General features: G+C 63.9%; 22 protein-coding genes. 19 read left to right on the plus strand and 3 right to left on the minus strand.

All coding sequences use genetic code 11. The features are described 5' to 3' along the window. The first annotated feature begins 42 nt into the window (after positions 1 to 42). The 8 genes from KVP10_RS13010 to KVP10_RS13045 all read left to right on the plus strand — a co-directional run bounded on the left by KVP10_RS13010 (position 43) and on the right by KVP10_RS13045 (position 10,961). Positions 43 to 1,551, plus strand: a complete 1,509-nt coding sequence (locus KVP10_RS13010) for an ABC transporter substrate-binding protein (RefSeq protein ID WP_217965044.1) — start codon at positions 43 to 45, stop codon at positions 1,549 to 1,551. Between the two features lie 177 nt (positions 1,552 to 1,728). After that, positions 1,729 to 2,673 (plus strand): ABC transporter permease, encoded by a 945-nt coding sequence (locus tag KVP10_RS13015; RefSeq protein ID WP_217965045.1) that lies wholly within the window; start codon positions 1,729 to 1,731, stop codon positions 2,671 to 2,673. Next, positions 2,670 to 3,551 (plus strand): ABC transporter permease, encoded by an 882-nt coding sequence (locus tag KVP10_RS13020; RefSeq protein WP_217965046.1) that lies wholly within the window; start codon positions 2,670 to 2,672, stop codon positions 3,549 to 3,551. The genes KVP10_RS13015 and KVP10_RS13020 overlap by 4 nt, the downstream gene beginning before the upstream one ends. 11 nt (positions 3,552 to 3,562) lie before the next feature. Then, entirely contained in the window at positions 3,563 to 5,422 is a 1,860-nt protein-coding gene (locus KVP10_RS13025) for a dipeptide ABC transporter ATP-binding protein (RefSeq protein ID WP_217965244.1), read from the plus strand. A 351-nt stretch (positions 5,423 to 5,773) separates the two neighbouring features. Then, positions 5,774 to 6,799 (plus strand): TRAP transporter substrate-binding protein, encoded by a 1,026-nt coding sequence (locus KVP10_RS13030; RefSeq protein ID WP_217965047.1) that lies wholly within the window; start codon positions 5,774 to 5,776, stop codon positions 6,797 to 6,799. Between the two features lie 198 nt (positions 6,800 to 6,997). Then, a complete protein-coding gene (locus KVP10_RS13035; RefSeq protein ID WP_246600670.1) occupies positions 6,998 to 8,797 on the plus strand; it encodes a TRAP transporter large permease in 1,800 nt (599 codons plus the stop codon). Positions 8,798 to 8,800: 3 nt separating this feature from the next. Next, entirely contained in the window at positions 8,801 to 9,895 is a 1,095-nt protein-coding gene (locus tag KVP10_RS13040; RefSeq protein ID WP_217965049.1) for a LacI family DNA-binding transcriptional regulator, read from the plus strand. Positions 9,896 to 9,905: 10 nt separating this feature from the next. Beyond that, positions 9,906 to 10,961 (plus strand): NAD(P)-dependent oxidoreductase, encoded by a 1,056-nt coding sequence (locus KVP10_RS13045; RefSeq protein ID WP_246600648.1) that lies wholly within the window; start codon positions 9,906 to 9,908, stop codon positions 10,959 to 10,961. Here KVP10_RS13045 and KVP10_RS13050 read toward each other — a convergent pair. Continuing rightward, on the minus strand, positions 10,951 to 11,796 hold the full coding sequence (locus KVP10_RS13050; RefSeq protein ID WP_217965050.1) for an aldo/keto reductase: 846 nt from the start codon (positions 11,794 to 11,796) through the stop codon (positions 10,951 to 10,953). The two genes, KVP10_RS13045 and KVP10_RS13050, sit on opposite strands and share 11 nt — an antisense overlap. A gap of 340 nt (positions 11,797 to 12,136) precedes the next feature. On the opposite strand from KVP10_RS13050, the gene KVP10_RS13055 reads away from it, so the two are divergent. The 9 genes from KVP10_RS13055 (at position 12,137) to KVP10_RS13090 (ending at position 20,762) form a co-directional block, all read left to right on the plus strand. Next, positions 12,137 to 12,916 carry an AraC family transcriptional regulator gene (locus tag KVP10_RS13055; protein ID WP_217965051.1) on the plus strand — a complete coding sequence of 260 codons (780 nt, stop codon included), beginning with the start codon at positions 12,137 to 12,139 and terminating at the stop codon, positions 12,914 to 12,916. A gap of 221 nt (positions 12,917 to 13,137) precedes the next feature. Then, positions 13,138 to 14,118 carry a Bug family tripartite tricarboxylate transporter substrate binding protein gene (locus KVP10_RS13060; protein WP_343218734.1) on the plus strand — a complete coding sequence of 327 codons (981 nt, stop codon included), beginning with the start codon at positions 13,138 to 13,140 and terminating at the stop codon, positions 14,116 to 14,118. Positions 14,119 to 14,217: 99 nt separating this feature from the next. Further along, positions 14,218 to 15,072 (plus strand): SDR family NAD(P)-dependent oxidoreductase, encoded by an 855-nt coding sequence (locus tag KVP10_RS21335; RefSeq protein WP_343218735.1) that lies wholly within the window; start codon positions 14,218 to 14,220, stop codon positions 15,070 to 15,072. Positions 15,073 to 15,083: 11 nt separating this feature from the next. Next, positions 15,084 to 17,357, plus strand: a complete 2,274-nt coding sequence (locus tag KVP10_RS13065) for an acetate--CoA ligase family protein (protein ID WP_343218742.1) — start codon at positions 15,084 to 15,086, stop codon at positions 17,355 to 17,357. Continuing rightward, the gene (locus KVP10_RS13070) at positions 17,347 to 17,805 is read left to right on the plus strand and encodes an FAS1-like dehydratase domain-containing protein (protein ID WP_217965053.1); all 459 of its coding nucleotides are present in this window, start codon (positions 17,347 to 17,349) and stop codon (positions 17,803 to 17,805) included. Before KVP10_RS13065 ends, KVP10_RS13070 begins: the two co-directional genes overlap by 11 nt. 30 nt (positions 17,806 to 17,835) lie before the next feature. Next, entirely contained in the window at positions 17,836 to 18,255 is a 420-nt protein-coding gene (locus KVP10_RS13075) for a MaoC/PaaZ C-terminal domain-containing protein (protein ID WP_217965054.1), read from the plus strand. A gap of 17 nt (positions 18,256 to 18,272) precedes the next feature. Continuing rightward, complete coding sequence (locus KVP10_RS13080; protein ID WP_217965055.1) at positions 18,273 to 19,442, plus strand: thiolase domain-containing protein; 1,170 nt, start codon at positions 18,273 to 18,275, stop codon at positions 19,440 to 19,442. Then, positions 19,439 to 19,855 (plus strand): Zn-ribbon domain-containing OB-fold protein, encoded by a 417-nt coding sequence (locus KVP10_RS13085; RefSeq protein WP_343218736.1) that lies wholly within the window; start codon positions 19,439 to 19,441, stop codon positions 19,853 to 19,855. Before KVP10_RS13080 ends, KVP10_RS13085 begins: the two co-directional genes overlap by 4 nt. A 58-nt stretch (positions 19,856 to 19,913) precedes the next feature. After that, positions 19,914 to 20,762, plus strand: a complete 849-nt coding sequence (locus tag KVP10_RS13090) for an SDR family NAD(P)-dependent oxidoreductase (RefSeq protein WP_217965056.1) — start codon at positions 19,914 to 19,916, stop codon at positions 20,760 to 20,762. Here KVP10_RS13090 and KVP10_RS13095 read toward each other — a convergent pair. Then, positions 20,759 to 22,147 carry a M20 family metallopeptidase gene (locus KVP10_RS13095; RefSeq protein WP_217965057.1) on the minus strand — a complete coding sequence of 463 codons (1,389 nt, stop codon included), beginning with the start codon at positions 22,145 to 22,147 and terminating at the stop codon, positions 20,759 to 20,761. The two genes, KVP10_RS13090 and KVP10_RS13095, sit on opposite strands and share 4 nt — an antisense overlap. A 164-nt stretch (positions 22,148 to 22,311) precedes the next feature. Between KVP10_RS13095 and KVP10_RS13100 the strand changes: the two genes are divergently transcribed. Beyond that, on the plus strand, positions 22,312 to 22,686 hold the full coding sequence (locus tag KVP10_RS13100; RefSeq protein ID WP_217965058.1) for an MAPEG family protein: 375 nt from the start codon (positions 22,312 to 22,314) through the stop codon (positions 22,684 to 22,686). 74 nt (positions 22,687 to 22,760) lie between these two features. Here the strand turns inward: KVP10_RS13100 and KVP10_RS13105 are convergent, their stop codons facing one another. Further along, positions 22,761 to 24,107: an MFS transporter gene (locus KVP10_RS13105; RefSeq protein WP_217965059.1), complete on the minus strand. Its 1,347-nt coding sequence runs from the start codon at positions 24,105 to 24,107 to the stop codon at positions 22,761 to 22,763. A 153-nt stretch (positions 24,108 to 24,260) separates the two neighbouring features. Here KVP10_RS13105 and cyoA point away from each other — a divergent pair, with 153 nt between their 5' ends. Continuing rightward, positions 24,261 to 25,334, plus strand: a complete 1,074-nt coding sequence (gene cyoA, locus KVP10_RS13110; protein ID WP_217965060.1) for a ubiquinol oxidase subunit II — start codon at positions 24,261 to 24,263, stop codon at positions 25,332 to 25,334. Positions 25,335 to 25,403 lie beyond the last annotated feature (69 nt).

Genomic DNA, 25,403 nt, shown 5'->3' on the forward strand with positions numbered 1-25,403 from the left:
GGCCCAGGAGGCCGCGAAAATAATACTGGAGGAGACTACGCTATGAAGAAGATCGTTCTGGGTGTGCTGCTGGGCGCGGCGAGCGCCTGCAGTGTTGCGCAGACCCTGCGCATCGGCCTGCAGGAAGACCCCGACACACTCGATCCGGCGCGCGCACGCACATACGTGTCGCGCATCGTGTTCACTTCGTTGTGCGACAAGCTGGTCGACATCGACGCCAAGCTGCAGTTCGTTCCGCAACTGGCGAAGTCGTGGTCCTGGAGCCCCGACAACAAGACCCTCACAATGAAGCTGCGCGACGATGTGCTGTTTCATGACGGCTCGCACTTCGACGCCGCCGCGGCCAAGGCCAATCTCGATCGCGACATGACGCTCAAGGGCAGCCAGCGCCGCTCCGAATTGGCGTCCATCGCGGAGGTCGATGCGCCCGATCCCACTACGCTGGTCATCAAGGTCAAGCAGCCCGATGCGACCCTGCTGGCGCAACTGTCGGACCGCGCCGGCATGATGATTTCGCCCAAGAGTTTCGGCAATGCCGAAGACGCCGGCGCGGTTGCCCGCCATCCGGTGTGTTCCGGCCCCTATGAATTCGTGAAGCGGGTGCAGAACGACCGCATCGTGCTCAAGAAGTTCGACAAATACTACGACGCCAAGGATTTCCACTTCGACCAGGTGGTGTTCCTGCCGATTCCCGACACCACGGTGCGTCTGCAGAACCTGCGCTCGGGCGGGATCGACATTCTCGAGCGCCTCAATCCGTCGGACATCAAGACGGTCAAGAGCGATCCCAGCCTGGCGTTCAAGCCGGTGACGGGCCTGGGCTTCCAGCAATTCATGTTCAACGTCGGCAATGGCCCCAAGGCCAAGACCAACCCGTTTGCCAACAAGCTGGTGCGCCAGGCTTTCCAACTGACCATAGATCGCGACGCCATCAACCAGGTCATAGGCGACGGCACTTTCACGCCGGCGCAGCAGCCGTTCCCGCTGGCCAGTCCCTATCACAGCGACAAATTCCCTATCGTCAAGCCCGACATCGCCAAGGCCAAGGCCTTGCTCAAGCAGGCCGGCATGCCGGTGGTCAAGGCCGAACTCGATTTCGGCAACAACACGATCACGTCCTCGACCGCGGAAATGGTGCAGGCCATGGCCGCCCAGGCGGGCTTTCAGTTGAGCCTGCGCCCCACCGAATACGCAGCCATGCTGGCCGAGGATTCCAAGGGCAATTTCCAGATCGACTTGCGCGGCTGGTCGGGGCGGGTGGACCCCGACGGCAACATCTTCAATTTCGTCACCTGCAAGGGGGCCTTGAACGACGGCAAGTACTGCAATCCCGAGGTCGACAAGCTCTTGAAGGAAGCCCGCACAGTACCCGACGTGGCCGGCCGCAAGGCCATCTACGACAAGGCGCAGGCCATCCTGCAGGACGAGCTGCCCAGCCTGTACATTTATTACATGCCCTGGCCTTTCGCTACACGCAAGCAGGTGCAGGGATTCACGCCGTATCCGGACGGCATGATCCGCTTGCGCGGCGTGACGCTGTCCAAGAGCTAGCGTATCGTTCCAATAGCGCCCTGATCCAGGCTTGCGGACCGAGCAAACCACAGCGCCCTTTTCGGCCGGCCCGTGCATGGATCCATGCGCGGGCCGGCCCCGCATTCGCGCCCTCCGCCAAGGTTCGCCGCGGCATAGGCGCGGGTGGGGGCGGGGCCATGTAGCTGGAGTCCCCGGATGTTCAAAATGATAGTGCGCCGCGTGATCGTGGCGATCCCTACGCTGATCCTGGTTTCCATGATGATCTTCAGCTTGCAGAAGATCCTGCCCGGCGACCCGGTGCTGGCCATGGCCGGCGAAGAGCGCGATCCCGCGGTCCTCAATTACCTGAGGGAAAAGTACCACCTCAACGATCCGCTGCCGCAGCAATACCTGGCCTGGGTGCGCCGGGTGGCCCACGGCGACCTGGGCGTTTCGCTGCGCACCGATATCCCTGTCACCACACTGGTGGCGCAGAAACTGCCCGTGACCATACAGCTATCGGTGATGGCCATGCTGTTCGCGATCCTGAGCGGCATACCGCTGGGCATACTGGCGGCCGTCAAGAAGGGCACGCGTACGGAGTTCGGCGCCAATCTGCTTGCCTTGTCGGGGATGTCGATACCGAATTTCTGGCTCGGCATCCTGCTCATCATGCTGGTGTCGGTGCACTGGCGGCTGTTGCCCGCCTCGGGCTTCGTGCCGATCACGCAGGACTTCTGGCTTTCCCTCAAGACTTCGCTGATGCCCGCGCTGGTGCTGGCCGCCGTCATCAGCGCCTACCTGATGCGGCATACCCGTTCTTCCATGCTCGAGGCGCTCAGCGCCGACTACGTGCGCACCGCGCGCGCCAAGGGGGCGCCGGAATGGTCGGTGGTGCTGCGCCATGCCTTGCGCAACGCGCTGATGCCCATCGTCACCCTGGTCACCATCCTGTTCGGCGAGCTGTTGGCGGGCGCCGTGCTGACCGAGCAGATCTTCGGCATACCAGGTTTCGGCAAGCTGCTGGTGGACGCCGTATTCAACCGCGACTACGCCGTGGTGCAGGGCGTGGTGTTGTGCATCGCCACGGGCTTCATCGTGCTGACCTTGCTCGCCGATGTGCTGTACATCCTGGTCAACCCCCGCCTGAGGAACGCATGACCGCTTCCACCGCCACCGTTCCCGCCGCGGGCGCCGCGCCGCGCCGCCGCAGCCGCGCCTGGGCCAAGTTCCGCCGCAATCGCTCCGCCATGCTGGGGGCGGCCATCGTCCTGTTCTTCGTCGTGGTGGCGGTGTGCGCGCCGCTCATCGCCGGCCAGGACCCGCTGCATGTCAGCTTCACCGCGATCCGCAAGGCGCCGTCCGCGGCGCATTGGTTCGGCACCGACGAGCTCGGCCGCGACATTTTCAGCCGCATGGTCTATGGGGCGCGCGCATCGCTATTGGCGGGCATGTGCTCGGTCCTGATCGCGCTGCTGGTCGGCGTGCCGCTGGGCCTGCTGGCGGGCTATTTCGGCGGCTTGCTCGATGGCTGCATTTCGCGCGTCACCGAGGCCTTGTTCTCGATTCCGTTCCTGATCCTGGCCATCGCGCTGGCCGCCTTCCTGGGCCCCAGCCTCATCAATGCCATGATCGCCATCGGGGTCTCGGCCGCGCCGCTGTTCATACGGCTCGCGCGCGGCCAGGTGCTGGCGGTAAAGAACGAAGACTACGTGCAGAGCACGCGTTCGCTGGGGGCGTCCGACCGCCGCATCATCCTGCGCCATGTGCTGCCCAACATCATGCCGGCGCTGATCGTGCAGGCGACCATACAGATCGCCAAGGCCATCATTGCCGAGGCCAGCCTGTCGTTCCTGGGCCTGGGCCTGCAGCCGCCCGACCCGTCCTGGGGCTCGATGCTCAACACGGCCAAGAATTTCATGACCCAGGCGCCCTGGATGTCCGTGTTTCCGGGCTGCGCGATTTTCCTGGTGGTATTCGGCTTCAATCTGCTGGGCGACGGCTTGCGCGATGCGCTGGATCCGCGCCAGGAGGGCTGACGATGGCGGATATGGATGCAGGGCGCGTGGTCCAGGTCGACGGCTTGTCGGTTTCCTTCAAGACGCCGGAACGCGAAGTCCACGCGGTGCGCGATGTGTCTTTCCATCTCGGCCGCGGCGAGACGCTGGCCATCGTCGGCGAATCGGGTTCCGGCAAATCGGTGACCACGCTGGCCTTGATGCGCCTGGTGGAGTTCGGCCGCGGACGCATCACCGGCGGCAGGCTGCTGCTGCGCCGGCGCACTGGCGAGGTGGTTGACGTGGCCGATGCGCCCGAGACCGTCATGCGCACCCTGCGCGGCGCCGACATTGCCATGATCTTCCAGGAGCCCATGACCTCGCTGAACCCCAGCTTCACCGTGGGCAATCAGATTGCCGAGGCCCTGCGCCTGCACCAGGGCATGGACGCGCAAGCGGCGCGCGCCGAAACGCTGCGCCTGTTGGAAACCGTGCGCATCCCCGATGCGCGCGGCTTGCGCGATCGCTATCCGCACCAGCTCTCGGGCGGCATGCGCCAGCGCATCATGATCGCCATGGCGCTGTCGTGCCGGCCGCAGGTGCTGGTCGCCGACGAACCGACCACGGCGCTGGACGTCACCATCCAGGCGCAGATCCTGCAACTGATCCGCGAACTGCAGCGCGACATGGACATGGGGGTGATCTTCATCACCCACGACATGGGCGTGGTGGCCGAGGTGGCCGACCGCGTCATGGTGATGTACCGCGGCGAAAAGGTGGAAGAGGGCGATTCCGCGCCGGTGTTCGGGCGGCCGCGGCACTGGTATACCCGCGCGCTGTTGTCCGCGGTGCCCAGGCTGGGCTCCATGAAGGGCCTGGACCAGCCCGCGCCCTTCGAGCTGCTGGACGAGCGGACCGCGGATATCGCGGCTGCGGAGACCGCGGCTACGGAGACCATGGCCGCGACGGCGCGCTACGAGCAGCCGCCGGTGCTGCAGGTACAGGGCCTGACCACGCGCTTCGACATAGCCGGCGGCCTGTTCGGCCGGGTGACGCGGCGCGTGCACGCGGTAGAGCAGGTCAGCTTCGACCTGTACGCCGGTGAAACATTGGCCCTGGTGGGCGAATCCGGTTGCGGCAAGACCACCACCGGCCGCTCGCTGGCGCGCCTGGAGATGCCGCGAGCGGGCAAGATCCTGTTCGAGGGGCAGGACATAGGCCTGCTGCGCGGCGGCCGCATGCAAGCCTTGCGGCGCAATATCCAGTTCATATTCCAGGATCCCTTTGCCTCGCTCGATCCGCGCGCCACCATCGGCTATTCCATCATGGAACCCCTGCTGATCCACGGCGTGGCGCGCGGCCGCAAGGCGCAGGAACGCGTCGAGTGGCTGATGCAGAAGTGCGGCCTGTCGGCCGACATGGCGGACCGCTACCCGCATGAATTCTCCGGCGGCCAGCGGCAGCGCGTCTGCATCGCCCGCGCGCTGGCCCTGAATCCGCGCATCATCATCGCCGACGAATCGGTCTCGGCCCTGGACGTGTCCATACAGGCGCAGATCGTCAATTTGCTGCTCGACCTGCAGCGCGAGCTGGGCCTGTCGATTCTCTTCATCTCGCACGACATGGCGGTGGTCGAACGCATCAGCCACCGCGTCGTGGTGATGTACCTGGGGCAGGTGGTCGAGATCGGCCCCCGCCGCGCGGTTTTCGAGGATCCCCAGCATGCATACACGAAGAAGCTGATGGCCGCGGTGCCCATCGCCGACCCCGCGCGCCGTCATCGCGCGCATTCCCTGCTGGTGGACGAAATCCCCAGCCCCGTGCGCAGCATCGGCGACGAACCCAGGATCGATCCGCTGGTGCAGGTGGCGCCAGGCCATTTCGTGGCGCGCCACCGCGTCGGGGCATACTAAGACCCCGCGCGGCTTTCCGCAGGGGCCTGCAGTACGCAAGCTCGAGGCGCCGGCCCGCGACGCCTGCCACCTGCCACCTGCCACCTGCCACCTGCCACCTGCCACCTGCCACCTGCCCGACTTTCTCGGGATTACCCTTATTTTTCTGTCAACTGTATCGGTTTAGTATATCGATACACTAAATCGATACAGCTATATGCCGCAGCCGGCTCGGCCGGATGGGCAAAGCAGCATGCCCGGCCCGGCGTTGCACGCCTGCCTGGGCCGCGCAGAAAACCGCTGGTGCGCCGGTCTTGGCTGCAGGCGTTGCCACCTGGCTATCCGGATACTCGACATTCAAGGAGACTCATCATGACCGCATTGTCCCGCCGGCAATTTCTTCGTTCTTCCGCCATGCTTGCCGCAATGGCGGGCGTACCCGCGCTGGTGCGCGCCAAGGGGCCTATCGCCTTGCGCGTGGCCTCGTCGATGCCGACCAACGACAATGCGTCCCTGCATGTCTGGTACGAGCATTTCGCGGCCAATCTCAAGGGCGCGGTGGGCGACGCCATCAAGCTGGACTACTTCCCCAACGGCCAGTTGGGCAAGGAAAGCGACGTGGTGCAGCAGGTCAAGATCGGCTCGACCGACATGATGGTCTCGGGCGCATCGATCTGGGCCACCGTGGCGCCGGAACTGGGCATGCTGGACCTGGGCTATCTGTTCACCGGCTTCGATCATGTGCACCGGGCCTTGAGCGGCCCGGCCGGGTCCAAGCTGAACGAGCTGTTGCAGCGGCATTCCGGCTGCAGCATCCTGGCCTGGGCGCCGCAGTTCGGCGGGCGCAATGTCTACACCAAGAAACCGGTGCATTCGCTGGCTGAAATCAAGGGTGTGAAGCTGCGCGTGCTGCCCGCGCCGGCATACATAGAAACCTTCAAGGCCATGGGCGCCGTGCCTACGCCCATCTCGTTCGGCGAAATCTACATGGCGGTGCAGACGGGCGTGGTGGAAGGCCTGGAACACGATTCGGCCACCGTGCTGGCCAGCAAGTTCTACGAAGTCGTCAAATCCTGCTGGCAGACCCAGCATGCCTTCGGCCCTATGGTGGCCGTAATGGGCAAGCGCGGCCTGGCGAAGATTCCCGCCGAGCTGAAGAGCGCCTTCATGAAGGCGGCCCAGGACGCCACCGAGCAGCAGCGTCCCATCGCCGCGCACAAAGAGCAGGCGGCCAACGAAGCGCTCAAGCAGCACGGCATGAGCTTCTATCCCATGGCGCAGACCGAGCGCGACCTGGTGCACGGCAAGTTGCAGGACACCGCATACCGTAGCTTCGCGGCCAAATATCCCGTCACTGCGCCGCTGTTCGCCGATATCGCGGCGGCCGCCAAGAGCTAAGCCATGGCTACCGTTCCAGCCCCGAGCCGGGCGGCCGCGCGGACGACGCCCGGCGGTAGCGCGGCACAACGCACGCAGTCCCGGCAATCCGGACAACTGCGGCAAGGCGCGCAGGCGTCCGCGGCCGCAAGCGGCGCCGGCGCCTCCCAGGGCTTGGCCAGGACCGGAGGCGCTCCGGACCGCTGGGTCGAAGCCTTGATGCGCCTGGTCGAATACCTGTCCGCGGCGGTGCTGGCCGCCGACGTGCTGGTGGTTTTCATATCGGTGATCTACCGCTATTTCCTGCACGACCCCTTCGATTGGGCCGAGGAGGTCGCCGAGGCGCTGATGATCGTGCTGGTGTTCTTCGGCGCGGCCACTGTGCTCGGGCGTAGCGGCCACATCGGCATCGATTTGTTTCGCGGCATGCTGCCGCGGCGCTGGCAAGCCGTCGCCACCCATGCGACCCACTGGATCATCGCCGGAGTGTCGGTATGTTTGTGCGTATCGTCCTTCGAGCTGTTGCTGGATTCGTACGAGCAGATGACGCCCAGCGGCCTGCCGGGGTGGATCAATACCTACCCGATGTTGCTGGGCAGCGCGTTCATGACGATATTCGCGCTGGTCAATGCGCTTGCCGGCACGCGCCGCGTGGTGCTGGAGTCGCTGGGATGGTGCGTGGCCGTCGCCGCTGCCGTACTGGCGTGGAATATCTTCCTGCCCGATATGGCCATACCGCCCGGCGCGCTGCTGGCGCTGGGCTTTGTCGCAGGCTTGCTGCTGGGCGTGCCGATCGGCTTCGTGCTGGCTTTTTGCTCGCTGCTGTTCTTCCTGGCCAATCCCTCGCTGCCCATGCTGGTCTATTCGCAGCAGGTCATGGCCGGGGTCGACAACTTCGTGCTGCTGGCCATTCCGTTCTTCGTGCTGGCGGGACTGCTGATGGAATCCAACGGCATGTCCTCGCGCCTGATCGAATTGCTGCTGCGCATGTTCGGCAGGGTGCGCGGCGGCCTGGGCCTGATCATCATCACCGCCACGGCGTTCTTCTCGGGCGTGTCGGGCTCGAAGCTGGCCGACATCGCCGCGGTGGGCGGCGTGGTGATGCCCGCGGTGCGCCAGAGCCGCCAGGATCCGGACGAGGCGGCCGCGCTGCTGGCATGCAGCGCGGTCATGGCCGAGACCATCCCTCCCTGCGTGAACATGATCATCATGGGCTTCGTCGCCAATATCTCCATCGCCGGGCTGTTCCTGGCGGGGCTGGTGCCGGCGCTGGTGCTGGCCGTTTCGCTGGCCGTGATGGCCGTGATATTCGGGCGCAAGATTAATGTGCATGACGCCCTGGGCAAGCGCCGCGCGCTGCTGCCATTGCTGGGCGGCGCGCTCGTGGCGTTCATCATGATCATGATGATAGGCAAGGGCGTGACCTCTGGCATAGCCACTTCCACCGAGGTGTCGGCGTTCGCCGTGGTCTATGCGCTGTTGGCCGGCAGCCTGGCATTTCGCGAGATGTCGCTGCGCGCGACCGTCGATGTGTTCGTGCGCGGCGCGTCCATGGCCGGCGGCATCTTGTTCATCGTGGCGGCGGCCTCCAGTGTGTCGTTCGCGCTGACGATCGAGCAGATACCGGCCATGCTTTCCGGCACCATGCTGGCCTTTGCCCACCATTACGGCCCCAACGGCTTCTTGTTGTTGTCGGTGCTGCTGATGGTGGTGTTCGGCTCGGTACTTGAAGGGGCGCCGGCGCTCATCATCTTCGGCCCGCTGCTGACGCCCCTGGCCACGCAACTGGGCATCAACCCCCTGCATTTCGGCACCGTGATCGTGCTGGCAATGGGCTTCGGCCTGTTCCTGCCGCCCGTGGGGCTGGGGCTGTTCGCCACTTGCGCCATCACCGGCACCGAGGTCGGACGCGTGGCGCGGCCCATGCTGAAGTACTTGGCAGTGCTTGCGGCCGCCCTTGTATTATTGATATTCGTCCCATCTTTTTCCGAATGGCTGCCGCGCCATTTCGGCATGTAGCTCATGAGCACCATACACGATGTCGCCCGGCATGCCGGCGTTTCCGCCAGCACGGTATCCAATGTGCTGAACGGGCGCGCCGGGCAGATGCGCCCCGAGACCCTGGAAAGGGTGCGAGCCGCGATCGCCGAGCTGAAATATGGGCCGAGCACCGTGGCGCGCCAGCTCAAGACCGGGCATTCCTCTTTCATCGGCTTGCTGATTCCTTCCATCGCCAACCCCATGTTCGGCTACATCGCTTGCGAGATCGAGCGCCACGCCTTGCAGCATGGCTACCGCGTGCTGATCTGCAATGCCTACCGCGATCGGGACAAGGAGGCCGCGTTCTTCCAGGACCTGCTGGCCCACGGCGTGCGCAGCGCCATAGTCGTCTCGTCCCTGGAAGACGAGCGCCACCTGGAACTGGCGGCCGAGCGCGGCATGACCGTGGTCAGCTATGACCGCCGCGCCGTGCCCGGCGACCGCCCCGGCGTCGATCACGTTACCGTCGACAGCGTGCTGGCCGCGCGAATGGCCACCCGCCATCTCATCGAGCATGGCCATCGGCACTTGGCCTTCGTCACCGTTTCCGGCGTGACCATGAGCCGCAAGGACAAGATCCAGGGATTCTGGCAGGCGGTGGACGAAGCGGGGCTGCGCGCCACCAGCCGCGTCGTCGACGCGGGGCCCGTGCACCAGTATGGCGATTCCGCCATCGGCGAGATCGGCGCGTCCTGCGCGCGCCAGCTGTCCGGCGAGCCCGACAGGCCGACCGGCATCGTGGCGCTCAACGACTTGATGGCCCTGGGCGTGATGGCGGGGCTGCATGAGTCGGGCCTGCGCGTGCCGCAAGACGTGTCCGTGATCGGCATGGACGGCCTGTTCCTTTCGGCGATGTCCAATCCAGGGCTGAGCACTATCGAATTTCCCGTTACCGCGATGGCGGCCGCGCTGGTTGACCGGGTCATAGGCGGCGCGACGCCGGGCGACCAGCCGGCCGAGACCGTCTTTACCGATGTCAGGCTGATCGAACGCGAGTCCGTCGCCGCACCGCGCGGCGCGCGCCGCAAGAGCGCGGCATCCCCGCGAGGCGCTGCGGCAAAGAGCAATACAAAGTAGAAGGCAGTATATGAAGCACATGAAGCAGCGCGTATTCGTCACCCATCCCCGCGGCCGGCTCGAGGATTATTTCGGCGACAAGGCCGTGGCGGCGCTGGCCGCCGTGGCCGAGGCCCGCTTCAATCCCGAGGACCGCGAGCTCTCCACACCGGAACTGATCGAGGCCGCGGCGGATAGCGATGCCATCATCGCCTACAGGCAGACGCCCGCGCCGCGCGAACTGTTTGCGGGCTTGCCGAGGCTGGCCGCGTTTCTGCGCTGCGCTGTCGACATACGCACCGTCAACGTGGCGGCCGCCGGAGAACACGGCGTGCTCGTCACGCAGGCCAGCGCCGGCTTCGTGCCCGCGGTGGCGGAATGGGTGCTGGGCGCCATGCTGGACCTGGCGCGCTCGACTACCGTCTATGCGAGCGCCTACCATCGCGGGCGGCGGCCCGAGCCCGTGATGGGCCGCGAGCTGTGCGGCGCGACGCTGGGCATCATCGGATACGGGCGTATTGCGCGCCGCCTCGGCGAGCTGGGCGCGGCCCTGGGCATGCGGGTGCTGGTTTCCGATCCGCATGTCGAGGTGTCCGGGCATGGTGTGCGTTCGGTCGACTTGCCGGCGCTCCTGGCCGCGGCGGATTTCGTCGTCTGCCTGGCCGCCGCCAACGCCCAGACCGAGAACCTGATGGACGTGCGCGCTTTCGCCGCCTTGCGGCCGGGTTCGTATTTCATCAATGCGTCGCGCGGCGAGCTGGTGGACGAGCAGGCGCTGCTGGCGGCGCTCGATTCGGGCCACCTGGCCGGTTGCGCCCTGGACGTAGGCCGCGCCGCGGACCAGATGCCCACGCCCGAACTGGCCCGCCATCCGCGAGTCATCGCAACGCCTCATGTGGGCGGCCTCACTCCGGGGGCCATCGAGCACCAGGCCCTGGAGACAGTGGCCCAGGTCGAGGCGATCTTCCAGGGCAGGATTCCTCCCGGCGCGGTGAATGCTGCGCAGGCGACGCGCTTGCTGAAGTGGGGCGGCGCAGGCCAGCCCGAAGCCGAGGCGGCCGATCTTCGGCCGGCCCTCAGATCATAGGCAGGTAATTCGGCTCGGGCCCGCGCGGGAAGGCGCTGTCGATGCGGGCAAGCTCCGTGTCGGACAAGACCAGGCCGCCGGCGCCGGCATTGTCCTGCGCATGCGCGGCGGTCGAAGCCTTGGGGATCGCATACAGGCCCGGCTTGCGTGTCAGGAAGGCCAGCGCGACCTGGCGCGGCGTGGCGCCGCGAGCCTCGGCTATTTCTGCCAGGAGCCTGCCGCCGACGCTGTCGGGCTCGGGAAAATCATTGTGCCCGAACGGGCTGTAGGCCACCACGGCCACCTCGTGGCGTTCGCACCAGGGTATGACGGCGTGCTCTATGGCGCGTTCCTGCAAGTGGTATAGCACCTGGTTGCAGGCCAGCCGTCCCGGCCCGGCCACCGCCAGCGCTTCTTCCAGGTCAGCCACGTCGAAGTTGCTGGCCCCATAGGACAGTATCTTGCCGTCGCGCTGCAGCGCGTCGAAAGCGGCGAAGGTCTCTTCCAGCGGATGGCTGCCGCGCCAATGCAGCAGATAGCAATCCAGGCGGTCGGTGCCCAGCGCCTTCAGCGACCGTTCGCAGGCGTTGAGCGTGCCCTTGCGGGACGCATGCTGCGGCAGCACTTTCGACACCAGGAACACCTCGTCGCGCCGCCCGCGCACGGCTTCGCCCACGACGCGCTCGGCCGCTCCGTCGCCATACATCTCGGCCGTGTCTATGTGATTCATGCCCAGGTCGAGCCCGCGCCGCAGCGCGTCCACAGCCCGAGCGCGATGGCCCTCATCGATATACCAGGTGCCTTGGCCTATGATGGAAACGGATCTGCCGGTAGAGCCGAAAGTCGAGGTGCGCATGAATGATGATTCCCTGAATGATTGCGAAAGCATGGCCGGGCATCGGTGCTGGATATGGCCGATAGCGCAAACGGCTGCATAACCGTTTTGGGCGAGAGTATGGCGGGCGACAGCCTGTGCCGTATCGAGTGCCCGTTTGCCCTCGCTTTGTCTGCATACGCACGTCCATGCTTGATTGCCTCAGGCCCTTTACTGCATAATTATTTTAGGGGTGGGACATATTTATTGTGCGGTACGCGGCTGGAGACTAGCGGCATGCGCCGCTCGACCCATTATGAATACTGTAGAACTTGCCGATGTCGGCCGCAGCCAGATCAGGGGCTGGCTGCATGAAGGTGTGGTGTTCGAGACTCATCGAGGACAGCCGCACGTCATTCCCAGGCACGCTCACGATGCTTACCAGGTCGGGGTTACCACCCGCGATCCCGGGGAATATCTGTGCGAAGGCAAGACCTGGCTTGCAGCTCCCGGCAACATCATATTGTTTCATCCCGGCCAGGTGCACAGCTCCCCCAAGACGAGCGTGCGCTGCAGGCAGGCCATCTCCAGACTGCTATTCATCGATCCGGAAAAAATGCGCCGGGCGGCTCGCATGCTTGCCGAAGGCACGGACGAATATCCTACGTTCGATAAGCTGGTCATCGAAGATCGGGCATTTATCGGTAGTTTCCTGCAGATGCATGCCTCGGCGGATGCGGACAACTTTTCTCTAGAGCAAGAGTCTCGTTTCATTTCTGTCTTGGGGGCGCTGATACTGCGGTTCGGCTCGCTCGGCAGGCCTTGCGAGAACGTGCAATGCAGCGGGGCCCGGATACAGGCGGTTCTCGATTACCTGGAAGCGCATTACGCGGAAAACATTTCTCTTGAAGACCTCGCCGGGATCGCCGAAGTCAGTCCATTTCATCTGAATCGCGTATTTGCCCACAAAGTAGGCATGCCTCCGCATGCCTTCCAGACACAGCGCCGTATCGACAGGGCCAAGCAATTGCTGCTGGGCGGCATGTCGGTGATCGATGCCGCGCTTGAAACAGGCTTCTTCGACCAAAGCCACTTTACCCGGCATTTCCGGCGCATCGTGGGAGTTCCTCCACGCAGCTACGTTTCTTTATTGAGCCATTGATCCGGGGGCAGCTCCTCGCGCAATAGCGCGCATTCGTCGCGTCCGCCGCACGCGCCTGCCACACGCAAGATCGTACAAGCCCCGCATTTTTCGCTTGCGCATACTAACGTCCCAAGGGATGCAGGTACGCAAGACTCCTGCCGATTCCCGATAAACATTCGATTGGTCGACGACCTAGCGTCGTACGCCCAAGGACGTATTTTTGCCCAAAGGAGACGGCAGTGAAGATTTTATTGAAATACGCGGCAATACTTGGTCTTTCTGTATGCGCAACGCTGTTCGGGTCCAACCCCGCACTGGCGAAATATCCGGATCACGCCATTCAATTGGTGTCTCCATATGCCGCAGGCGGCGCAAACGATTTCCTGACGCGTTTGATGGCCAAGGGGCTGTCCGAGCAACTGAAAGTGAGTGCGGTAGTGGAAAACCGGGCAGGCGCCAATGGCATGGTCGGGGGCGGCTTTGTCGCCAAATCGGCCCCGGACGGCTACACCTTGCTCATGGGCAATAGTGCCACGCATGGAACGAATCCGACGCTATATCCCAAAGCCCCATACGATGCCTTGAAGGATTTTTCGCCGGTGGCGATGGTCGGGATGGTGCCTATCGTACTGATCGTGAATTCGTCTTTGCACATCAATAGCATCAAAGAACTGCTGGCATACGGCAAGGCGCACCCTGGGAAGCTGTCCTTCGGCAGCAGTGGGGTCGGGGGCACCGGGCACCTGGCCGGCGAAGCATTCAAGATGGCGACCGGGATCGACATGATCCATGCTCCCTACAAGGGGGACGCCCCAGCGGTAACCGACACCATGGGAGGCCAGGTATCCATGGCCTTCGTGGGAGTGGCGTCGGCCACGCCCATGCTGAAGTCCGGCAAGATCAAGATTCTGGCGGTTGCCAATCCCTCGCGGCTGTCGTCGCTGCCGGATGTACCCACCATGGCGCAGGCGGGCGTCAAGGGCGTGGAATTTTCACAATGGTATGCACTCATGGCACGCTCGGGCACCCCGGAGCATCGCATCGACGTACTCAACGATGCAGTGCGCAAGACTTTGCAGGAAAGCAGCGTGAAAAAGAGCCTGGCCACCATGGGAGCCGAAGCCAGCGCCATGTCGCCGGCGCAACTGCACACATTCATCACCAACGAGATCCAGCGGTTCGGCAAGATCATCCATACCTTGCACATACAGCCGCAGTGATCTCGCAGCGGTATCGATGCCGGTGCCATATGCAGAGCTTGCGCGAATACATACATTTCTTTCTAACTAAAGGAATTGACCATGTTGTTGGAAAACAAAGTGGCGGTGGTGACGGGGGCGGGGCAGGGGATCGGCGCTGCACTTGCCCGAGCCCTGGCCGCCGAAGGCGCCCGTGTCGTCGTCAATGACATCAATGGCGCCAACGCCGACGAGGTTGCGCGCCTTCTTTCCGAGGAAGGGCTGCAAGCGATAGGCGAGCATTCCGATATTTCGAGTTTCGATGGCGCCGAAGCATTGATGGAGGCGGCTGTCCAGGCATATGGAGGAGTAGACATACTCGTCAATAACGCCGGGATACTGCGCGACCGAATGAGCTTCAATATGAGCGAAGCGGAATGGGACCAGGTGATCGCGGTCTGCCTCAAAGGCACTTTTGCCTGCGCCAGGGCGGCGGTGCGTCATATGCGCCGCTCGGGCAAGCCAGGGCGGATCATCAATATTTCATCTCGTTCCGGGTTGCGCGGCAGTATAGGGCAGGCCAATTATGCCGCCGCGAAAGCCGGTGTATTGGGCTTGACCCGCACCATGTCCCGGGAGGTCGAAAAATACGGAATCACGGTCAATGCCATCAGTCCGCGTGCCGTAACGGGCATGACCGACAGCGTCCCGGACGCCGTACGCCGGAAGAAAGATGCTTCCTGGAGCGATTCTTCGGTGGTTCTGCGCGGCTCGCCCGCGCAAGTGGCTCCCGCCGTCCTTTACTTGGCAAGCGAAGAGGCGCAATGGGTCAACGGCCAGGTAATCGGCATCGGCGGCGACAAACTTTCACTGTGGACACACCCCCGCGAAACCGTGGAAGCCTATTCGTTCGGCGGCTGGACGCTGCAGAAGATCCGGGAGTTGTTTCGCCCCACGTTCGGGTCGGAACTGCAATCGGTGGGAAACAAGGATTGAGCGCCGTGAACGTGAAGGCGATTAATACTGATGGTTGTGCGGCAGGAAACCGGCCTGTTGCGGCGGATGGCCCCGGGTCTCTGGCCGAACTGTTTTCCCCGCGATCGGTCGCTGTCCTGGGCGCCTCGGCAAACCCCGAACGATTCAGCGGGAAAATCGTACCCACTCTGCTGCGGCAGGGTTTCGGAGGCGCCATTTATCCGATCAATCCCGCTCGTACGCACATCGCAGGCCTGCCCTGCTATGGCAGGCTCCTGGACGTGCCGGGCGATGTCGATTGTGTGGTCTTCGCGCTGGCGGCCGAGCACATAGAAGCGGCTATAGCTCAGTGCGCGCAGAAGTGTGTGAAGTTGCTGGTGGTATGTAGCGCGGGCTTTGCCGAGCAGGGAGACGACGGCGGTGTCGCTCTGCAGGAAAACATGCTGAGGCTTGCGAGCAAGGCGGGAATACGGGTGCTGGGGCCGAACTGCATCGGCTTTGCCAATCTGGTGGCGCGTGTATGTATTTCCTCTGCGGCCGCCATGAGCTGGCCGGACATTCCGCAGGGCCGCATCGGCCTCGTATCCCAGAGCGGGGGTTTGGGCCTGGCCAGCATATTGCACGCTGCTCTGGAGGCGGGCATCGCATTCAGCCACATTGTGACCACCGGCAACGAGGCCGATCTGAACACCATGGAGATTGCCCGGTTCCTGGTTTCGGACGAGCATACGGATGTGCTGGCAATGACCGTGGAGGCCGTACGCGATATAGATGGGTTCATCGGTGTGCTCCGGGCCGCCAGGCAGGCGCGCAAGCCGGTAGTGATACTCAAGTCCGGCAGAACGGAATTGGGCAAGGTCATGGCGGCATCCCATACCGGCGCCTTGGCGGGGTCCGTAGAAGTCTTCGAGGCGGCCTGCCGCCAGTATGCTGCGGTATGCGCCAACGATATAGACGATTTCTATGAATTGGCCTCCATGCTGGGAAAGCTGCGCCACAGTGGCAAACTGGCCCAGGATTGGCAACCCGGCAAGCACTGCGCGGCGGTCTCCATATCGGGCGGACATATAGGCCTGTTCGCGGACCACGGCTCCCTGGCCGGATTGAGTTTTCCCGAATTCTCGACCGAGACTCTGGCGGCTGTTGCGCGTGAACTCGGGTTCGAGGGGAATTTCCAGAACCCCTTGGACACGACCGCCCGAACCATAGGGGATGACGGCTTTTGGGGGCGCTGTGTCGAGGTCTTGCTCGCAGACCCATCCATTCATGTAGTGGTCCCCATCATCACTGTGGCCCGCTCCTACGAGCCGGCCGTGCGGGACTTCATCGATATCGCGCGCCGGTCTAAAAAAATAGTGATCGTGCTGTGGGCTGGCGGGGATTTCGAGGGCGAGGCGAAGCGCTTGCTCGCACAGAGCGACATCCCGGTGTTTCGCACGCCCGCCCGTACGGCGGAGGCGCTGCGTGTGCTGGATTCGTATTACTCCAGCATGAGCACGCAGCACGCCGAGCACGAATCGACGTGTATAGACGAGGCCCGGTCGAGACTGGCTGCCCAGGCACTGCAAAATTTCGCGAGCGTGTCGAAGGCGAGCTTGTCCGAATCCCAAAGCAGGCTCGTATTGGGTGAACTGGGCTTTCCTTTCACTGGCCAACAGCTTGCCGGCAGTATGGACGAAGCGCTGGCAGCCGCCGGAAGCCTCGGCTATCCCCTGGTACTGAAGGCGGATCATCCGGATATACCTCATAAGACGGATGTCGGAGCGGTATTCCTGAACATCCGGGACGAGGCGGCGCTGCGTGACGCATACGGCCGGCTCGAACAGCGCATGCGGGAGATTGCCCCGGGCAAGGGAAAGGTGCTGGTTCAGCCCATGGTGGATGTCGGCACCGAGCTTATTGTCGGGGTGCACAGGGATGTGGAATTCGGGCCTGTAGTCTTGCTCGGAATCGGAGGGGTATTTGTGGAGGTCTTGCAGGATGTGGCGATACGCAAAGCCCCTATCGGCCGCGAAGACGCCTTGTCCATGATGGCGGAATTGCGCGCTTCTCGGCTACTGGATGGCGTGCGCGGGCAGCGGCCCGTGGATAAAGAGGAGCTGGCGCAACTGCTGGTCATGCTCAGCGAGTTCGCGCATGCCAATGCGGAAATACTGAAGGAAGTCGACATCAATCCATTGGCATTGGACAAGCGCAGCGGCCGGCTGGTTGCGCTGGATGCCTTGATCGTTCTGGATGACGCGGCCGGCCGCAAGGATCAGTCCGGCCCGGGACGGGCTGCGCAAGGGAGTATGTATGGAAGTTGATCTTTCATGGATAGGAAAGGCGACCGAGCCTTTCGTGGTAGAGATTGAAAAGGGGGCCATACGTGTTTTTGCCGAGGCCATAGGCGATACCGATCCGTTGTCGTTCGACGAAAGCCTTGCCCGCAGCAGGGGCTACATGGGCCTGGTCGCACCGCTGACGTTTCCGGCGAGCTTTCGTCCGCCGCGGCGCCAGCCCTGGCTGGCGGGTCTGGACGAGGGGCGGATCCTGGCCGGTGAGCAATATTTCCGTTATGCCAGGCGGGTGGTCGCGGGCGATGTCCTGGACTGCCGGCTATGCCTGCTGCGTGTGGAAGAGAAGTCGGGGCGCAGCGGCACCATGCAGTTGCTCGTGCAGGAAATGCAGGCCACGGACCGCAGCGGCGCGTTGGTCGTGAGCAATGGCCGGGTGGTGGTTTATCGAAGCGCCGGCAAGCTCGGTGCACGCTGAATCGGATTTGACATATGAGGGATGGCAGCAATGCAGGATCATGACCGCATCGAACTCGCAATGAAGCCCGGATCTCGCCACGAGATCCGAAGAGGGCCGATCTCGACCACGCAGCTCGTCAAGTACGCTGGCGCTTCGGGGGATTTCAACCGCATACATTTCGACCATCCTTTTGCCATGCAGGCAGGGCTTGGCGGCGTGGTGGTTCACGGCATGCTGACCATGGGGTTTGCTGCAAGCTGCGTGAACGAGCATGTGCGGGAACTGGCGGATGTGGATGAAATCTCGGCCCGCTTCCTGGCGCCGCTGAAAGCGGGCGATGTCGTCGATCTTTCATCGACAGTCGTGCAAGTGGACGGACGTACGCTGCACATGGAATTGCTGGCGGTGTCGGACGGCCGAACGGTGATGAGCGGCAAGGCCCGCGCAGTCCTGCGCAGCGGGGCATGAATGCGAAAGGTACGCATATGAGCATCAAAGGAAAAGCCTATATCGTGGGTGCGTACGAGCACCCCTTGCGGCATGCTCCGGATAAATCCCTGGCGCAGTTGCATGCCGAAGTGTCCCTGTGCGCTTTGCGTGACGCGGGCCTGAGTCGCAAGGATGTCGACGGATACTTCTGCTCGGGGGATGCGCCGGGCATGGGCCCCACTTCCATGGCGGAATACCTGAACCTCGACGTCAAGGTGGCGGATTCGACCGATATAGGGGGAGCTTCGTATCTGGCGCTAGTCAACCATGCGGCCCAGGCGATAGCGGCGGGAAAATGCAATATCGCCTTGATTGCGTTGGCGGGAAGGCCGCGCAGCGAGGGGGTTGCGACGGGCTTGCAACCCAAGACGCGCAATCCCGCGCAACCTGATTATCAATGGGAATACCCCTATGGACTGAGCAACGTCAACGGCTACGCCATGTGCGCGTTGCGGCACATGCACGAATACGGGACGACAAGCGAGCAATTGGCCTGGATACGAGTGGCTGCGTCCCATCACGCGAGCCACAATCCGGATGCCATGTTCAGGAAAGTGGTGACAGTCGAAGAAGTCCTCGAATCGCCCATGGTCGCGGACCCCTTGCATAGACTGGATTGCTGCGTCATTACCGATGGGGGAGGGGCGCTGGTGCTGGCGCGCCCCGAGATAGCCCGCAGCCTGTCGAGGCCCAGGGTCAAATTGCTCGGAGCAGGCGAGACCATCGGGCATCTCGGCGGCGGGTATTTCGATCTGACATGCTCCGGAGCGGCGCGAGCGGGCGCACAGGCTTTCGCGGAGGCGGGCGTCACGCCGGCGGATATCCAGTACGCGTCCATTTATGACAGTTTCACGATCACAGTATTGATGCAGCTTGAAGACTTGGGTTTTTGCGCCAAAGGCGAAGGCGGGCGGTTCGTGGCGGATGGCAATCTCATAGCCGGAGTAGGGCGGCTGCCATTCAACACCGATGGAGGGGGACTATGCAGCAATCACCCCGGCAACCGGGGCGGCATGACGAAAATCATCGAGGCGGTACGCCAGTTGCGGGGCGAGGCGCATGCTGCCGTTCAGGTGCCGGATTGCAGATTGGCGCTGGCACAAGGGACCGGGGGCCAATTGGCGACCCGGCATGGAAGCGCCACCCTGATCATGGAGAGGGAATGATGGCAGATTCGTATCAGCCGCGGCCGATTCCAGCGCCGACGCCCAATTGCGAAACCCAGGAGTTCTGGACGGCTGCCCAGGATGGCCGCTTATTGCTGCGCCATTGCGAATCCTGCGGCAGGTCTCATTGGTATCCGCGTGCCGTCTGCCCCTTTTGCGACAGCACATCCACTTCCTGGCGGCAGGCCAGTGGCCGTGGTGTCATCTATACCTTCAGTGTCATGCGCAGGGCCAGGATTCCGTTTGCTTGCGCCTACGTCTCGCTCGATGAGGGGCCGACCATGTTGACCAATATCGTCGACTGTGATTTTGGCGGCCTGCGCATCGGAGCCGCCGTGCAGGCCGCATTCGTTCCGGCCCAGGAAAGCGGGCAAATGGTGCCTGTGTTCCGTTTATGTAGCGGCAGCGAATAAATCCTGCGTCGATTCCACCCGCTCGGGTGTGTTGTGTATATCAAAAGGATATTGATCCATGAATCTGGGTTTAGAGGGAAAGGTGGTTTGCATCACCGGCGGCAGCCGGGGCATAGGCCTGGCAACAGCACGCGCATATGCAGGGGAAGGCGCACGCGTGCTGATCTGTGCCAGGGACCAGGGCCGCTTGGCCGCTGCGGTTGAAAGTGTCAGGCAGGCCTGCGGAATCCGGATCGATGCGGTTCCCGTCGATGTGACCGAGCCTGCCGATGTCGGCCGCTTGATCGAGCATATTGCGGACAGGCATGGCCGGCTCGATGTCCTGGTCAATAATGCCGGAACCGGTATCTACAAGCCATTTGCCGATGTCAGCGACGATGATCTGCTGAACGGGATGGCGATCAATTTTTTTGCCCAGTTTCGCGTGACACAGCGGGCTTTGCCCTTGTTGCGCAAGTCCCGGGGCGTTGTCATCAATGTGTCCGGGCGAACCGCGATACGCGGAAATTTCCCTCCGGGTTCCAGTTGTACCGGGCCGGCAAAGGCCGCCGAAGTGCGGTTCTCGATAGATCTTGCGACCGAACTGGCGGAGCACGGCATTCGCGTCAACTGTGTCGTGCCGGGGGTCGTGAAGTCCGAAGACCGGCTGCGCATGTGGGAAACGCAAGCCATGAGCAAGGAGCTCGACCCGCAGGCCACCGCCGATATCCGACAAGGTCTTGAGGAAATTTCCGTGGCGTCCGGCCAAAGCTGGGGCGCTCCGGAAGACATCGCGGATGTGATTCTCTTTTTGTCTTCTGCGCGCGCCTCTTATGTGAACGGGGTGGCTCTTACGGTGGATGGCGGCCCGCACAACAAGTCGTACATTACTCAGTTGTACTCGGCCAAGCCTGCATCGGCTGCCTAGCGTTTCGGCGTACCGCCTTCGCCCAGATCCCAGTACAGCCCGGCCATGATGCCCAGGCCTTCGCGCAGCAGCGCCGAGGGCAGGTGTTCGTTGGGCGCGTGCTGCGAACAGCCGGGGTAGGAATGCGGCACCCAGACGGTGCGCAGCCCCAGCACGTCGGTGAATATGTCGTTGGGCAGCGAGCCGCCCAGATTGGGCAGGATGGCCGGCTTCTTGCCGCTGCTGCGGGCGATGGAGTCGGCGGCCCATTGCACCCAGGGGTCTTCGGGGTCGATGCGCGTTGCCTGGAACAGCACGTCGCGCGCCGGCGTTATCTGCACCATGGGAAAGCCGTGGGTATCCAGGTGGCGGCGCAGCGCCGGCAGGATGTCCTGCGCCTTCACCCCCACGACGAAACGCAACTGGCAGCGCGCCCAGGCGCGCGGCGGGATGGCGTTGACGGGAGTTTCGGGGTTGCCGGTCTTGAAGGCCAGCACTTCGAAGGAACACCAGCCGAACACGCGCTCGGCCGGCGACAGGCCCGGTTCGCCCCAGTCGGGCTCGATCTCCGGGCCGTCGGGGCCGCCGTCGACCTCGCAGTCGGCCAGGGCCCGGCGTACCGAGGCGGGCAGTTCGGGAGGCACCCATTCGGGTATGCGTATCTGGCCGGTGGGCGAGACGATGCTGGCGATGGCGTGCGCCAGCTGGATGCCGGGATTGGATATCAAACCGCCCCAGTTGCCCGAATGGTGGCCGCCGGCACGCGCCTCGATGACGAGATCGAAGTTCATGCTGCCGCGCGAGCCCAGGAAGATGGTGGGGCGCTCGGGGCTCAGGCGCGGGCCGTCCGAGGCGAGCAACAGGTCGGCCGCGAAGAGTTCGCGGTTTTCTTCGCAGAGTTCGCGCAGGCCGGGCGAGCCGGTTTCCTCGCCCATTTCTATGAGGTATTTGGCGTTGAAGCCCAGCCGTCCGCGCTGGCCGAGCACGGCCTGCAGGGCCTGCAGGTTGACCGAGTGCTGCCCCTTGTTGTCGGCGATGCCGCGGCCGTACCAGCGGTCCTGCTCGGGCGTGAGAGTCCAGGGCGAGAGGCCTTCTTTCCATTCTTTGTCCAGGCCGCGGATGACGTCGCCGTGGCCATAGCCCAGCACGGTGGGGAGCGCCGGGTCTTCGATGCGCTGGGCATACAGGAAGGGCGCGCGCGCCTTGGCGTGCTCGAGCAGGCGGCATTCGAAGCCCATGGATTCGAACGCGGGGCGCATTTCGGTTTCGAGATATTGCACCAGCACGGGGCCGCGCTCGGGGTTCTGGCTTTCGGTGGGGATGGCGACGCGGCGCGCCAGGGTTTCGCGGAAGCCTCCCGCGTCGAAGAATTGCTGGACGGCGGATATGGCTAGCGCGCGTGTCATGATGAGCTCCGGGGTTTGCTGCGATTGCCCCTGATTGTGCGGCCATGTCGACGCCGAGTGAAGGGCGAGGCCTCGTGGTTTACCCTGAATACCGGCGATGCCGGGCCCTATAATGGCCCGCAGGGGCGGCCCTGGGTCTGGCGGGCGCCGAAACGGAGACGATCATGGATGCCATCACCTGGATGATGCTGGTCGCCGCGCTGCTGCCTATCGTGGCGGCGGTGCTGGCCAAGGCGGGAGGCGAGGGGTACGACAACGATGACCCCAGGCCGTGGCTGGCGCGCCAGCAGGGCTGGCGGGCGCGGGCCAATGCCGCGCAGACCAATCTGTTCGAGGGCCTGCCGTTTTTCTATGCAGCCGTGCTGTATGCGCTATACGCCCACGCGGACCTGGCGCGCCTGGGCTTGCTGATGCTGGCGTGGCTGCTGTTGCGGGTGGCGCACCTGGCCCTGTATATCGCCGGCCGCGGCAGCTTGCGTTCGCTGGCCTGGACGCTGAGCCTGGCGGTCAATATTGCGATCCTGTTCGCGGCGGCCTGAGGCGCCCGGCAGGGCGTGCGCCGCGGCCCGAGGGCTGGCGAGGCCACGGCTTGCGGCCCCCCAAAGACCGGGTTTCAGTCCTGCGTTTCCAGCGTGCGGTTGATGAACAGCGCCAGCATGGTGCAGACCACGCCGGACAGCAGGTAGGCGGTGACCGAAACCAGGCCGTACAGGGTCGACAGCCCCAGCGCCACCAGCGGCGCGAAGGCTGCGCCCACCAGCCAGGCGAAGTCGGAGGTCAGCGCCGCGCCGGTGTAGCGGAACTGGCGCCCGAAATTGGCGGTCACCGTGCCGGCGGCCTGGCCGTAGGACAGGCCCAGCAGGGTGAAGCCTATCAAGATGAAGGCGTCCTGCTCTTTGGTGCCGCCGCCCAGCAGCCAGGGCACGCACAGGCTGAACACGCCGATCAGGCAGGCCATCAGGCCCAGCGTGGTGCGGCGCCCGATCCGGTCGGCCAGCCAGCCCGAGACGATCATGCCCAGGATGGCCAGGCAGGCGCCGACGACTTCCACCGCGAGGATGGAATTCACCGATTGGGTCGCCTGCAGGGACAGCCACGACAGGGGGAATATCGTAACCATATGGAACAGCGCGTAGCTGGCCAGGCTGGCGAAGGCGCCGATGAAGATGTTGTAGCCCTGCGCCTTGAACATGTGCAGGGTGCCTATGGGCTCGAGGTCTTTTTCCTCGAGCAGGCGGGTGTATTCATCGGTGACGACCAGGCGCAGGCGCGCGAACAGCGCCACCACGTTGATGGCGAAGGCCACGTAGAACGGATAGCGCCAGCCCCAGTCGAGGAATTCGTCGGTACTCAGCGTGCTGTGCAGGTACAGGAAGAGGCCGCCGGCCAGCAGGAACCCGATGGGGGCGCTCAATTGGCCCACCATGGCATACCAGCCGCGCTTGCGCGACGGGGCGTTCAGCGCCAGCAGCGAGGGCAGGCCGTCCCAGGAGCCGCCGTTGGCCACCCCTTGCAGCGCCCGGAACACCGCCAGCAGGACGATGGCGGTGCCGTGCAGTTCGGCGTAGCCCGGAAGGAATGCGATGCCGGCCGTCGCCGTGCCCAGCAGGAACAGGGAGGCGGTGAGCTTGACGCCGCGGCCCCAGTGGCGCTGGATCGTCATGAACAACGTAGTGCCGAACGGGCGGGCGATGAAGGCGAACGAGAACAGCGCGAAGGCCATCAAGGTGCCGTATAGTGACGGCAGGTAGGGGAAGAATACCTGGGGGAAGACCAGGACCGAGGCGATCCCGTAGACGAAGAAGTCGAAATATTCCGATGCGCGGCCGATGATCACCCCCACGGCGATTTCGCCCGGGGCTACCTTGGAGTGGCCGGCATGGCCGGTCGTATCGGCGCGGCCCGCCTGATGCAGGGGCGCGGGAGAAGATTCGTTGTAGTTCAGCACGTCGCTCGACATTTTTGCAGTCTCCCCTTTGTGGGGCTAAATTCCGCCATTTTTCTAGACTACACCAGCCCCGGCAGAATGTGCCATTGGACAAAATGTCCAATTGTCGCAGTGCAGCAACAGCAGTAAGTTCTCATGCTTTCGTGCTTAGTCTCGTTTTACGCGATGCCCCTACCCAAACCCCCGCGCAGATTGCTGCTGCTTCCCCTGCTGGCCGCCACGCTCTTGCTGAGCGGCTGCAACGCCGTCCTGTTGTCTCCGTCGGGGGACGTGGCGATCCAGCAGCGCAACTTGATCATCGTCTCCACGGCCTTGATGCTGTTGATCATCGTCCCCGTGATTTTCTTCATACTGCTGTTCGCCTGGCGCTATCGGGCCTCGAACCAGCGCGACGACTACGACCCGGAATGGAGCCATTCGACCCGCATCGAGCTGATGATCTGGTCGGCGCCGCTGGTGATCATTATCGCGCTGGGGGCGATCACCTGGGTGGGCACGCACAAGCTGGATCCCTACCGCCCGCTGGACCGCCTGGCCGCGGGCCATTCCGTGCCCGCCAACCTGAAGCCGCTGGAAGTGGACGTGGTGTCGATGGACTGGAAGTGGCTGTTCATCTATCCCGAGCTGGGCGTGGCCACGGTCAACGAGCTGGCGGCGCCGGTCGACCGTCCGCTGCAGTTCAAGCTGACCTCCTCGACGGTGATGAATGCCTTCTTCGTGCCTGCACTGGCCGGCATGATCTACACCATGCCGGGCATGGAAACCCAGCTGAACGCGGTCATCAACAAGACCGGCACCTACCAGGGCATGTCGGCCAACTACAGCGGCGCGGGCTTTTCGGACATGAACTTCAAGTTCTACGGCATGAGCACCGGCGACTTCGACAAGTGGGTGGCCCAGGTCCGCAGCGGCGGCGATACGCTGGACCGCAAGGCCTATCTGGAACTGGACAAGCCCAGCAAGCGCGACCCGGTGCGCCACTACGGGCATGTCGAGGCCGGCCTGTATCGCGTCATTCTCAACCGCTGCGTGGACAGCAAGCATATGTGCCTGGACCAGATGGCGGCCATCGACGAGCGCGGCGGCATGGGGCTGCCGGGCATGGCCAACGTGGCCAGCGAGCTGCCCGAACAGCTGCGCCTGGGCCTGGCCGACTCGCCCGCACGCAAATATGTGGGCGCCATCTGCACCGCGCGCAATCCCGCGGGCGCCGTGGGCGTCGATGGCGAGGTTTCGTGACTCGCCGCACGGTCCGTTTTTCCGCCGGGCGCGCCCGCCGTGGCAACCCGAAGTGCCTGAACAAAAAGT

It is taken from the genome of Candidimonas humi, assembly GCF_019166065.1.
GTDB classification, from domain to species: Bacteria; Pseudomonadota; Gammaproteobacteria; order Burkholderiales; family Burkholderiaceae_B; genus Candidimonas; species Candidimonas humi.

Bases quoted from the DNA above. Each gene is read 5' to 3' on its own strand.
- KVP10_RS13010 (WP_217965044.1), top strand. From the start codon at position 43: ATGAAGAAGATCGTTCTGGGTGTGCTGCTGGGCGCGGCGAGCGCCTGC.
- KVP10_RS13015 (WP_217965045.1), top strand. From the start codon at position 1,729: ATGTTCAAAATGATAGTGCGCCGCGTGATCGTGGCGATCCCTACGCTG.
- KVP10_RS13020 (WP_217965046.1), top strand. From the start codon at position 2,670: ATGACCGCTTCCACCGCCACCGTTCCCGCCGCGGGCGCCGCGCCGCGC.
- KVP10_RS13025 (WP_217965244.1), top strand. From the start codon at position 3,563: ATGGATGCAGGGCGCGTGGTCCAGGTCGACGGCTTGTCGGTTTCCTTC.
- KVP10_RS13030 (WP_217965047.1), top strand. From the start codon at position 5,774: ATGACCGCATTGTCCCGCCGGCAATTTCTTCGTTCTTCCGCCATGCTT.
- KVP10_RS13035 (WP_246600670.1), top strand. From the start codon at position 6,998: ATGCGCCTGGTCGAATACCTGTCCGCGGCGGTGCTGGCCGCCGACGTG.
- KVP10_RS13040 (WP_217965049.1), top strand. From the start codon at position 8,801: ATGAGCACCATACACGATGTCGCCCGGCATGCCGGCGTTTCCGCCAGC.
- KVP10_RS13045 (WP_246600648.1), top strand. From the start codon at position 9,906: ATGAAGCACATGAAGCAGCGCGTATTCGTCACCCATCCCCGCGGCCGG.
- KVP10_RS13050 (WP_217965050.1), bottom strand. From the start codon at position 11,796: ATGCGCACCTCGACTTTCGGCTCTACCGGCAGATCCGTTTCCATCATA.
- KVP10_RS13070 (WP_217965053.1), top strand. From the start codon at position 17,347: ATGGAAGTTGATCTTTCATGGATAGGAAAGGCGACCGAGCCTTTCGTG.
- KVP10_RS13075 (WP_217965054.1), top strand. From the start codon at position 17,836: ATGCAGGATCATGACCGCATCGAACTCGCAATGAAGCCCGGATCTCGC.
- KVP10_RS13080 (WP_217965055.1), top strand. From the start codon at position 18,273: ATGAGCATCAAAGGAAAAGCCTATATCGTGGGTGCGTACGAGCACCCC.
- KVP10_RS13085 (WP_343218736.1), top strand. From the start codon at position 19,439: ATGATGGCAGATTCGTATCAGCCGCGGCCGATTCCAGCGCCGACGCCC.
- KVP10_RS13090 (WP_217965056.1), top strand. From the start codon at position 19,914: ATGAATCTGGGTTTAGAGGGAAAGGTGGTTTGCATCACCGGCGGCAGC.
- KVP10_RS13095 (WP_217965057.1), bottom strand. From the start codon at position 22,147: ATGACACGCGCGCTAGCCATATCCGCCGTCCAGCAATTCTTCGACGCG.
- KVP10_RS13100 (WP_217965058.1), top strand. From the start codon at position 22,312: ATGGATGCCATCACCTGGATGATGCTGGTCGCCGCGCTGCTGCCTATC.
- KVP10_RS13105 (WP_217965059.1), bottom strand. From the start codon at position 24,107: ATGTCGAGCGACGTGCTGAACTACAACGAATCTTCTCCCGCGCCCCTG.
- cyoA (WP_217965060.1), top strand. From the start codon at position 24,261: ATGCCCCTACCCAAACCCCCGCGCAGATTGCTGCTGCTTCCCCTGCTG.